This is a genomic window from Chryseobacterium takakiae, assembly GCF_900129385.1.
Lineage (GTDB): Bacteria > Bacteroidota > Bacteroidia > Flavobacteriales > Weeksellaceae > Chryseobacterium > Chryseobacterium takakiae.
Genome location: NZ_FQVO01000001.1, coordinates 621,684 through 634,092, shown reverse-complemented (window position 1 = coordinate 634,092; position 12,409 = coordinate 621,684). Strand labels below are relative to the sequence as shown.

The following is a 12,409-nucleotide window of genomic DNA, read 5'->3' as shown; positions in this document are numbered from 1 at the left end:
GAACAGATAACGATAGAAATAAGAACTCCGTAGGAGTTCAATTTTAAAACTAACAAATTGATTTTAAAATAGGTGAAGAGAAATAGCTCGCTCCGTAGGAGCGAAATCTGTGTAGAAAAGATATGCGATAGAAATAAAGAACTCCGTAGGAGTTCAATTTTAAAATAAATAAATTGATTTTAAAATAGGTGTAGAGAGGAATAGCTCGCTCCGTAGGAGCGAAATCTGTGTAGAACAGATAACGATAGAAATAAGAACTCCGTAGGAGTTCAATTTTAAAATAAATAAATTGATTTTAAAATAGGTGTAGAGAGGAATAGCTCGCTCCGTAGGAGCGAAATCTGTGTAGAAAAGATATGCGATAGAAATAAAGAACTCCGTAGGAGTTTAATTTTAAAACAAATAAATTGATTTTAAAATAAGAATCATTAAGAAGAAGCTTAAATCTTAATTTCTTAATGTTGAAATAAAAAAAATCTTGATTTTTAATATTAATGTGTTCTTCTAAAAAAACAGAATCACACACTTAAAAATAACCAATGTGTCCAAAAATCTTTTGTGACTTTTGACTTCGGTGAATCTGCGATTGTGGTTAAATTTAAAAGTAAAGTAATGAAAATTAAAAATATAGTCAAACTCGGCGTCATCTGTTTTGCCTTCGGAAATCTCTCCGCACAAAATCCTTGGCCGAAAACGACCAACACCGCTCAACCGTGGACGCGTTGGTGGTGGATGGGAAGCGCTGTTGATGAAAAAGGGTTGGATAAACAATTGACAACCCTATCAAACGCAGGTTTTGGTGGAGTGGAAATTGTGCCGATTTATGGCGCAAAAGGGTTTGAAAAACAATACATCAACTACCTTTCTCCGGAATGGATGAAAATGCTGCAATTCACCACAGAGAAAGCCAAAAGTTTAAAAATGGGCGTTGATATGGCAGTCGGAACAGGCTGGCCAATTGGCGGACCGCAAGTTGAGGAAAATGACGCGGCTACAAAAATGATTGTTCAGACTTACGATATCCTGCCTGATGAAAAATTTTCAGAAAAAATTATTCTGAAAGACGAAAAACAGAAGAATTTAAAGACCACAAACTTGGATATCGTTACCGCTTACAACGAGAAAAATGAATATGTTGTTTTAACAGATAAAGTAGCTCAAGACGGAACTTTAAACTGGAAACCAACCTCTGGAAAATGGACAATTTATGCAGTTTTTGTGGGTAAAAGCTTACAAAAAGTAAAACGTGCGGCTCCGGGTGGCGATGGGTATACGTTAGATCATTTTTCGCCCGATGCCACGAAAGCTTATCTGAAAACTTTCGATAAAGCTTTTGGAAACTCAAACTACGGAATCCGTTCGTTTTTTAATGATAGTTATGAGGTTTACGGCGCAGATTGGACATCCGATTTTAAAGAAGAATTCAAAAAAAGAAGAGGATACGATTTAAGCCCCTTTATCAAATATCTGGTGGGCGATAACGAAAGTGAAATGGTCGGAAGAATAAAATCAGATTACCGTGAAACAATGAGCGAACTGATTCTTCAAAATTTTACAGAAAACTTTACGAGATGGGCGCATTCCAAAGATTCCAAAAACACCAGTCAGGCACACGGCTCGCCGGGAAATTTGCTGGATTTATACGCTGCTGTCGATATTCCCGAATCTGAAACTTTTGGAAGCACAAAATTCGATATTGAAGGCTTAAAACGGAATAAAGAAGACATCAATACAAAAGAGATTCCGGATATTAATATGTTGAAATTTGCATCTTCAGCAGCGAACATTACCGGAAAACCTTTGATTTCCAATGAGTCTTTTACGTGGCTGACGGAACATTTCAAAACATCCTGGTCGCAGGTAAAACCGGAAGCGGAACAGATTTTCCTGTCGGGAATCAATCATATTTTTTATCACGGAACAACTTACACCCCCGCTGATGTTCAGTTTCCGGGATGGCTGTTTTATGCTTCGACGAATTTCGTTCCTGATAACAGTTTGTGGCCGAATATTAAAGGTTTAAATTCTTATATTGAACGGACTCAACGTATCTTACAAAGCGGGAAATCAGACAACGAAATACTGATGTACTGGCCGGTTTACGATCAATGGGCGAGTCCGAAAGGGAAGGATATGGCTTTTAAAATTCATAATATTAAAAAATGGCTGCATCCGACTGCTTTTTATGAAAACCTTGAAAAATTGGGCCAATCCGGCTATTCTCTCGATATGATTTCGGATCAAATGATTTCCGAAGCGAAGTTTGAAAATCAGAATATTCAGGTGGCAAAAGAGGGCGGTTCTTACAAAGTTTTAATTGTTCCGAAATTGAATTATTTACCTGAATCTACTTTAAAGGATATCCTAAAATTAGCTCAAAATGGAGCTTCGGTGATTTTTCAAAGCGAGCCCAAAGATGTTCCGGGATTTTTTGAATTTGAAAAAAGAAGAAAAGAATTACAGGCTGCATGGAAAACAATTCCTTTTCAGCAGAACGGAAATTTACAGACAGCAATCTACGGGAAAGGAAAAATTTTGATGAGTTCTGATGTAGAAAAAGCATTAGAATATTTAAAAATCGAAAGAGAAAAATTAACAGACATAGGGTTGAAATTCGTCAGAAGAAAGCTTGACAGCGGAAAATATTATTACATCGTTAATCATACTTCGAAAAAAATCAGTCAAAATATTCCGTTAAATTTTTGCGGAAAACAAGTGGCGCTGATGAACCCTGAAAACGGTGATTTTGGAGTCGCCGAAACGCAGAATACATCGGTTAGAGTTCAATTGAAGTCAGGAGAATCAATCATTATAAAAGCTTCTGAAATTCCGGATCATTCAATTCCAAAATGGAAATATATTGAAGGAACAGATGCTCCGATTGTTTTAAATCAACCTTGGCAGCTGACTTTCAAAGAAGGCGGTCCTGAACTTCCGAAATCGAAAACTCTAAACAAGCTTCAACCCTGGACGAATTTTACAGAAGATACTTCTACACAAAGTTTTTCGGGGACTGGAGTTTACACAACGTCATTCAAATTAAATAAAAAAGCTGATGATTTTATACTGAAATTTGACAAATTATATGAAAGTGCGAAAGTCCTCATCAATGGTCAGAATGCAGGAATGGTCTGGAGTCTTCCGTTTGAAATCAATGTCGGAAAATATCTTAAAAAAGGAAAAAATACAATTCAGATTGAAGTTTCAAACCTGATGGCCAACCGAATCCGCTATATGGATCAGCACAAAATCCAGTGGCGAAATTACCACGAAATCAATTTTGTAAACATCGATTACAAATCTTTCGACGCTTCAAACTGGAAAGTACAGCCTTCAGGTTTAGATGGCGAAATTCAATTAATTCCTGTATATTTCTCAAAATAATTTTAATGACAGTCTGCAATTAACAATCTTTGTGTACTTATTTTAAGTGAAATCGAAGATTCGACGAAGTCAAACGCCTTTGCCTCAATTTTATAATTGATCATCGGAATCGGCGAAACTTGTTTTGCGAACTTAAAAACAATTAGTAGTTTAAAATAAAGCTTTGCAGACTTTGCGTTTAAATTATGGAGAAACAGGTTAAATAGTATAATTAAATTATGAAAAAAGTCATAGTAAAAACATTAGCATTAGGAACAGTCCTTACATTCGGATTTTCCAATGCCCAAAACAAACCAAAGGTGGTTTTAGACAATTTTTTCAATAACGAAAAAAGAGAAAATAAAGAAACCAAAGTGTTAGAATCCTGGCATTACACCTGGAACGATACGACAAACGGCGGATTCTCTTTGCTGGGCGAAATCTTCCAAAAACAAGCGGCCGAAATCAGCACATTAACAACGGCTCCGTCAAAAAAAGATTTAAAAAATGCCAATATCTACATCATTGTTGATCCGGATATTGATAAAGAAGCTTACGGCGGAAAGGCCAACCTGATGGATTCAAAAACCATCAAAAACCTCGAAAAGTGGGTGAAAAACGGCGGTGTTCTCGTTTTGTTAAGCAATGATAACGGCAATTCTGAGTTTGAGCATTTCAATAAATTGGCGGAACAATTCGGGATTCATTTTAATGATGACAGCATCAACAGACTGAAAGGCAGAGAATTTGAGAAAGGCGCAGTCTATGTAAAACCGGGAAATGAAGTATTTTCGGAACTTAAATTATACATGAAAGAAGTCAGCACTATTTCAGTGAATGCGCCTGCAAAACCATTTCTGTATGCCGAAAATAAGGTGATTGGTGCCATTGCAAAAGTTGGAAAAGGAACTGTTTTCGCGCTGGGTGATCCGTGGTGCTACAACGAATACATTGACGGAAAAAAACTCACCGGGGATTTTTCCAATTATCAAGGAACCGAACAATGGGTAAAGTGGTTATTGAAGCAGGTCTCCCAAAATTAATAAAGTCTGTGCAATCGATTGAATTTTGTTTGTTTGGGCAGCTTAATCCGCCTGTAGTTTATCCTGAGCTTGTCGAAGGGCTCCCAAACCTTTAGGTTCGACGAAGTCAATTTTTTTGTTTCGCTTTGCTCCACAAAAAGGATTTCCGCTCAAGTCGGGCTGCGAGCGATTCAAATGAACAAACCTTATAGGTTTCAAAAACCTATAAGGTTTAGCAAAACACAAAATTCAACGCAAATCAATAGGAATGAGCTTTAACCCGTTTAGAAAATGAGACTTCAAATTGGGCTTCAGCCAAAACTTATAAAATCAGAATTATGAATATAAAATTAAAATTAATTTTAGCTGCGACTCTTTTTTCAGGACTTTTGTATTCCCAAAGACAAATGGAATACCTGCAAAGAGGAATCGTGGCAATTCCCGCATATTCAGGCGTTTTTGTAAGTTGGCGATTGCTGGGAACGGATGCTCAGAATACCCATTTCGATGTGTATCGGACAGAAAATAATCAAATCAAAAAGCTGAATGATAAACCATTGTACAAGGAAACCAGTTTTTTAGATAAAACCGCCGACAAAGGAAGAAATTATACGTATTTCATTAAATCAAACACACAACATCAGGAAATTGACCAGGATTTTGCAAAATACACAGCCAATCAGAAGCCTTATTTTTCAATTCCGTTAAAAACTCCGGAAGGTTACACTCCAAATGATGCTTCAGTCGCCGATCTCGATGGCGATGGAGAATATGAAATCATCTTGCATCAAACGGGAAAGTCGAAAGACAACAGTCAGAAAGGAGAAACCGATCCGCCGGTTATCCAGGCGTATAAATTAAATGGTCAGTTTTTATGGGAAATTAATTTAGGCAAAAATATCAGGGAAGGAGCGCACTACACACAGTTTTTGGTTTATGATTTAGACCAGGACGGAAAAGCGGAAATCGTAATGAAAACCGCCGATGGAAGCAAAGACGGAAAAGGAAAATTTATCGGTGACCCGACCAAAAATTACGTCAACGAAAATGGAATGATCCTTTCCGGACCGGAATTTCTGACGGTTTTTGACGGCCAGAGCGGAGCTGAAATTCATACGGTGAATTACCAGGTTCCAAGGTTTGCAGGAAATTTGAATCCCACCAACGAACAAATGACCGAAACCTGGGGCGATGCCAAAGGAAACCGCATCGATAGATTTTTGGGAGCGGTTGCTTACCTCGACGGAAAAATGCCAAGCGTGATTATGTCGAGAGGGTATTATACCAGAACAGCCATTGCAGCATGGGATTATAAAGATAAAAAGCTCAGTCTCCGCTGGCTTTTTGACACGGAAAGCTCAGAAGATAACAAACAATATCGCGGACAGGGAAATCACAATTTAACGATTGCAGATGTCGATAACGACGGAAAAGATGAAATTGTTTTCGGCGCAATGACAGTTGATGATAACGGAAAAGTATTAAACAGTACAGGTTACGGTCATGGTGATGCGCTGCACGTAGGAGATTTGGATCCAATCAACCCCGGATTGGAAATTTTTGATATTCAGGAACGGTTTGATGATGCGGGGGCACATTTCCGGGACGGGAAAACCGGAAAAGTTCTTTGGAAATTGCCATCAACCATTTACAGTCAGGCAAGTAAATTTCAAGGACCGGGAAGAGGATTGTCTTTAAATATCGATCCTCGTTACGGCGGTTCGGAATGCTGGGCGGCCGGCGCAGGATTAAAAGGTGTTTACACTGCAAAGGGAAAGAAAATCAGCGATAAAAATCCGGCAGTGAATATGGGAATCTATTGGGACGGTGATTTTTTAAGCGAAATTCTCGATGGAACTGTTGTTTCAAAATGGGACTGGAAAAACGAGAAATCAAATCTGATTTTTGATGCTAAAGATTTTCAATGCGAATCCAATAACGGAACAAAGAAAAATCCTTCCCTGGTTGCCGATTTATTCGGAGACTGGAGGGAGGAAGTGATCTACAGAACGGCAGATAATCAGGAGTTAAGGATTTTCAGTACGACGATTCCGACAAACCATCGCCTGTATACTTTGATGCATAATCCGCAGTATCGTTTGAGTATTGTCTGGCAAAATGTCGGATACAATCAGCCTCCGCACACGGATTATTATCTCGACGAATCGCTTAAAGAAGTTCCAAAACCAAAAATTTTTACTGTAAAACTTAAGATTGATAATTAAATTTAAATATAAAAATGAAAAGACTATTAACAACAGGCTTCTTTGCAATGATCATTGCCGGAATGACTTCCTGTTCAGTTCAAAAGCAAAATACAGCGACAAGTGTGAATCTTCCGGATAAAAAAGAAGTTCTGGAAGTAGCAGAACGGGCCAATCATTATTTTATGAATAAATGGCCGGATGCAGGTAAAGAAATTGTAGGCAAAAAGGTCTGGCCGAGCAATCTCTGGACTAGAGCGGTTTATTATGAAGGTCTTATGGCGCTCTATAAAATTCATCCCAAAAAAGAATATTACGATTACGCCCTGGACTGGTCCCAAAAGCACAATTGGGACATGATGCGGGGAACCTTTACCCGAAATGCCGACAACCAGGCGTGCGGACAGACGTATCTTGATCTTTATGAGATTGATGGAAAAAAGCATCCGGAAAGAATCAAATATGTAAAAATGTCGATGGACAGTATGATCGCTTCCGGAAAATCGGATGACTGGTGGTGGATTGATGCGTTACAAATGGGAATGCCGATTTTTACCAAACTCGGAAGAATCACCGGCGACAAAAAATATTTTGATAAAAACTACGAAATGTACGCTTTCACAAAATATAAGCATGGCGGAAATGGCCTCTACAACCCGAAAGACAAACTTTGGTGGAGGGATAAAAGCTTTGTACCGCCTTACAAAGAACCAAACGGTGAAGATTGCTACTGGAGCCGCGGAAATGGTTGGGTAATAGCCGCTCTTGCGCGTACGCTACAGGATACGCCGAAATCTGATCCTCATTATCAGGAATATCTGCAGGATTATAAAGATTTGCTGTCGGCGTTGGTTCCTATTCAGAGAGAAGACGGTTTCTGGAATGTAAGTCTTCACGATCCCACGAATTTCGGCGGAAAAGAAATGACCGGAACGGCACTGTTCGTATATGGAATGGCCTATGGAATCAATAATAATTTAATTGATAAAAAAACATATTTACCCGTCTTGACAAAAGCATGGACCGCTATTGTAAAAGATTCTGTGCAGCCGAACGGATTTTTAGGATGGGTTCAGGGTACAGGAAAAGAACCGAAAGACGGTCAGCCGCTTTCTGTAAACAAAGAACCGGATTTTGAAGATTATGGATTGGGTTGCCTGTTGCTGGCGGCAAGTGAAGTGTATCAGTTAAAATAATATAGTTATGAATTAAAGTTAGTTTGTTGATTTTTGTAATCATACTTATTTATATTTCAGAAATTTTAAATTTGCTTTTCTCTTTACAAAATCACATTTGTTACATGACACTACAAGATGCGCGATCGGTTACATCTTGTTAATTTTCAGGCTCAATCGAAAGATAAAATTATGAACGCATTATTAGGAGTTATTTTTCATTTTTTAGGAGGTTTTTCTTCGGGAAGTTTTTATTTGCCCTATAAAAAAGTAAAAGGCTGGCAATGGGAAACATTTTGGTTAATAGGAGGTTTTTTTTCATGGATCATTGTTCCGCCGCTAGCAGCATTCTTAACCATTCCTGATTTCTGGAAAATTATTCAGAATGAAAGTTCTTCAATTTTAGGATTAACTTTTCTATTCGGAGCGCTCTGGGGCATCGGCGGCTTTATGTATGGTCTCGGTGTCCGGTATTTAGGAGTTGCCCTCGGAAGCAGTATCATGTTGGGGCTTACAATGGTTATCGGTTCGCTGGTTCCTTCCGTTTTTTACGAATTTTCGCCTCAGGCAGGAAAGGACAATATCGGACTGATGATTTCCAGCACATGGGGAAAAATGGTGCTTCTCGGACTTTTTGTATGCGTCATCGGAATTATCATCAGCGGAAAGGCCGGTGTCATGAAAGATAAAGAGCTGCAGAAAGAGTCTACAGATCCTCACGGGAAATCTGTAAAAACCGAATATAAATTCGGACTTGGACTTACGGTGGCGATTATTTCGGGAGTGCTGAGTGCCTGTTTTAATTTCGGACTGGAAGCCGGAAAACCTATGGCGATGGTAGCTAACGAGGCATGGAAAGCTGCAAATCCCGGTCAGGGAGAATTTCTGTTCCAGAACAATGTAACCTATATTGTTGTTCTTTGGGGAGGGATGGCTTCCAATCTTTTGGGCTGCCTTTATCTGGCTTTTAAAAATAAATCGTATACAGATTACACTAAAAAAAATGTACCTCTTGCAAAAAATATTTTTTACTGCGCATTGGCAGGAACCATGTGGTTCTTACAGTTTTTCTTTTACGGAATGGGTGAAAGTAAAATGGGTAACGGCGCAAGTTCATGGATTTTACACATGGCGTTTATCATTTTAATTGCCAATCTCTGGGGAGTAGTCATTAAAGAATGGAAAGGGGTTTCCAAGAAAACGATTTCCACTATTGTGGTCGGGATGATCGTGATGTTTATTTCTATCCTGATTGTCGGTTACGGAAATTCTTTGCGTTAAATACAGTATTCACCAGGTATTATTTCATACAGTTTATATAGTTTAATTTCTCTTAGGTGTTGATTTTTCAGCACCTTTTTTTATGCTAAGCGTATAATTTTGGGAAATATTGATTGGCTTTTGTAGAATTGTTCTTGTTGCGAATTCTGGTTTTATTTCATTTTATTGTGATTAAATTTTTATGCTTTAGTGGTATTGATTAATAAATTGATATTTATTTAAGAAAAAAAATGAATATTCTGATGCAGGATATTGCAGGATGCCTGAATATTTCTAAGGATGTATTTTGGTGATGTAAAAATTAATATATGTCTATTAAAATCAAACAGAAGAATTTTAAGCCACTTATTGCACCGCTGTTTTTGCTTGCATCTGGCTTTATGTTCGGGCAAAAGGCAGTAAATGACACTGTGAAAGACAAGACTAGAGATATTGAGGAGGTAGTCGTTATCGGTTATGGTAAAGTTAAGAAATCAGATCTTACAGGATCGGTATCTTCAGTTTCTGCGAAAGATCTGGCGGCAACACCGGCCATGAATGCTTTACAGGCTTTACAGGGAAGGGCGGCAGGATTAAATATCGTTACGGCGGGTGGTGCTCCCGGAGCAGGAGCAAACGTTACCGTTCGTGGAGGTGCTTCCATTACCCAGGGAACGGAGCCTCTTTATATTGTAGACGGTTTCCAGCTGGATAATGCGCTTAATATTATTAATCCCAACGATATTGAAAGTATTGATGTATTGAAAGGTGCTTCCGCCATTGCCATTTACGGGGCAAGAGGATCCAATGGTATTATCGTTATTAAAACAAAAACCGGGAAAAAGGGAAGGGTTACCATCAACTACAATTCATTCATGTCGTTTGATATGCTTTCAAAGAAACTGGACATGGTCTCCAATTCTGAACAATTTGTAAAATACCAGTATGAAATGGCACAGCTTCAGGGGAAAGTCACCCAGTGGAGCAATGTTTTTGATAACAGTTTGGGAACAGATTCACCGGGATTTTACACAGGAGCATTTGCCAGGATAAATAACCGTTATGCATCAGCACCATCATTAGACTGGCAGGAAAGAATGCTTGGAGGGACGGGAGTTACCCAGAACCATAATGTGAGTGTTTCGGCAGGTACTGATAAAACGCAGACATTCATCAGTTATAATTACAATAAGCAGGATGGTTTGCTGCAAAATTTCAGTGAAACCAGAAACTCTTTACGTGCTAATGTCAATTCAGAACTGTACAAAGGAATACGGTTAGATTTCAGTTCCATGTTTAATTCAAATTCCACTAATGGTGGCGGCGCTTATTCGGGAATGAAAAAAATATTGCTCCAGCCTATCACGGGAGGAACATTATTCACCCAGGATCAGTTATTCAACACGCAGACTTTTCCAGACTTTTCAGCACTGGACTCAGGTTTTGACACGGAAAATCCATATATCGAAACGGCGGCATCTACACAGAACAGACGGGTAAGAACATTTCTCGCCAATGTAGGCCTGGAATTCGATTTTCTGAAGGATTTTACATTCAGAACTGCAGGATCTTATAACTGGACCAATACAAAAGCCACTGCGTTTTCAGATAAAAATTCCCGTGCCTATCTTACGGATCCTGTCAATACCGGTATTAATGGAAGTATCGGGAATTCTGAAGCATACCGATACCAGATCACTAATACTTTGACTTATAACAAAACGTTAGGTGAAAAACATAAAATCACCGGGTTAATCGGTAATGAGATCATCTACCAGGAAACTGAGAGCAACAGCATGAGGCTGGTACGGTTTCCTTCTATTTTAAATTATGGCCTTGATGATATATCCAATGCCACTGTTGCAGATAAAAGTACGGACAGATCATCCTTTAGTCTGCTCTCTTATTTTGCAAGGGTAAATTATAATTACGATAATCGTTACCTCCTTACCGGTACTGTACGCCGTGACGGATCCTCGAAATTCGGACCGGATAATAAGTGGGGGATATTCCCTTCTGTGGCTGCTGCATGGAGAGTCTCAGAAGAAGGTTTCTGGAAAAATTCCAAAATCGAAAAGTATGTTAATGATCTTAAATTCAGGTTTGAATACGGGATTGTCGGTAACAACAGCATCCCGGACAATGTTTTCAGAACCAATGTTGTAGGGACCGATTATCCTCTTAATAATACGGTAGGAAATCTTGCCCTTGTAACAAGCAGTGTTCTTGGAAACCGTATGGTACAGTGGGAAGAGATGAGATCAACCAATATCGGGGTGGATTTAGCATTGTTTAATAACAGGATTAAATTAACCTCAGAATGGTACAACAATAATGTGACCGGCATGTTGCTGGAAACGGTATTGCCTGCTTCTACGGGATACGCAAGACAGTTTAAGAATATCGGTTCCATGAAAAATACCGGTATGGAATTCACATTAAACTCAATCAATGTAAAATCAGGTGATTTCAGATGGTCCACAGATGCTAACGTAGGTTTCAATAAATCAAAAGTTTTATCACTGGACGAAGGAAGAGATTTTAGAAATTTCAGTGTTGGAAGCAACAGAGCAGGTATGGTTACCTACTATGCTACAGTTGGGGAAGAATTGGGAGATATGTACGGATACGTTTACCAGGGAATTTATACCACCGACGATTTTATCCAGGAATCCAACGGATCATTAACATTAAAACCAGGAGTGGTAAAACCGGCTTCCGGAACTCCGAAACCCGGAGATATCAAGTTTGCAGCAGATAATGAAGCAGGAGATCAGTTTACAAGAAAACTCGTAAAAATAGGGAACGGGACACCGGATTTTATCGGTGGGATCAGCAATAATTTTTCATATAAAGGTTTTGATCTTGCGGTATTTATGAAATTCAGTGTTGGCGGTGATATTTATAATGCTACCAAGCACAGTTTAAGTCCTTATGCTCTGTTCCAGAATACGCCTTCGGAATTTGGAGATAATTACTATCGCATTATTGATCCTAATACCGGTCAGGCCACTACAAACCTTGCACGATTAAAAGAACTTAATCCTGATGAAGAATCCCGCCTTTGGAGCTTAAATACTACCAATTCAGGATACATTACCTATCCGTCATCGTATTATGTAGAAGATGGTTCTTACTTAAGGATTGCTATGGTAACACTGGGATACTCATTTCCGAGAGAATTTTTAAGTACTGTAAAACTTACCAATGCGCGTATCTATTTTACGGTTAATAATGTAGCTACCATTACAGGTTATTCCGGATACGACCCGGAAGTTTCTGCGGCAAGCGGTGTTACGGTAACACCTGGATACGACAGTTCGTCATTCCCGCGGTCAAGAAGTTATGTTCTTGGTATTAATTTAACTTTCTAAATGCAAACGTT

The 12,409-nt window shown here is 38.8% G+C and carries 6 protein-coding genes; all 6 read left to right on the top strand.

Features of this window, described 5'->3' with window-relative positions; genetic code table 11:
* The first annotated feature begins 612 nt into the window (after positions 1 to 612).
* The 6 genes from BUA76_RS02720 to BUA76_RS02695 all read left to right on the top strand — a co-directional run bounded on the left by BUA76_RS02720 (position 613) and on the right by BUA76_RS02695 (position 12,398).
* Complete coding sequence (locus tag BUA76_RS02720; RefSeq protein ID WP_072883275.1) at positions 613 to 3,384, top strand: glycosyl hydrolase; 2,772 nt, start codon at positions 613 to 615, stop codon at positions 3,382 to 3,384.
* A gap of 218 nt (positions 3,385 to 3,602) precedes the next feature.
* The gene (locus BUA76_RS02715) at positions 3,603 to 4,406 is read left to right on the top strand and encodes a DUF4350 domain-containing protein (RefSeq protein ID WP_072883274.1); all 804 of its coding nucleotides are present in this window, start codon (positions 3,603 to 3,605) and stop codon (positions 4,404 to 4,406) included.
* A gap of 317 nt (positions 4,407 to 4,723) precedes the next feature.
* On the top strand, positions 4,724 to 6,610 hold the full coding sequence (locus BUA76_RS02710) for a rhamnogalacturonan lyase (protein WP_072883273.1): 1,887 nt from the start codon (positions 4,724 to 4,726) through the stop codon (positions 6,608 to 6,610).
* Positions 6,611 to 6,624: 14 nt separating this feature from the next.
* On the top strand, positions 6,625 to 7,785 hold the full coding sequence (locus tag BUA76_RS02705) for a glycoside hydrolase family 88/105 protein (RefSeq protein ID WP_072883272.1): 1,161 nt from the start codon (positions 6,625 to 6,627) through the stop codon (positions 7,783 to 7,785).
* A gap of 171 nt (positions 7,786 to 7,956) precedes the next feature.
* Entirely contained in the window at positions 7,957 to 9,045 is a 1,089-nt protein-coding gene (gene rhaT / locus BUA76_RS02700; protein WP_072883271.1) for an L-rhamnose/proton symporter RhaT, read from the top strand.
* 308 nt (positions 9,046 to 9,353) lie between these two features.
* Positions 9,354 to 12,398 (top strand): SusC/RagA family TonB-linked outer membrane protein, encoded by a 3,045-nt coding sequence (locus tag BUA76_RS02695; RefSeq protein ID WP_072883270.1) that lies wholly within the window; start codon positions 9,354 to 9,356, stop codon positions 12,396 to 12,398.
* Positions 12,399 to 12,409: the final 11 nt, after the last annotated feature.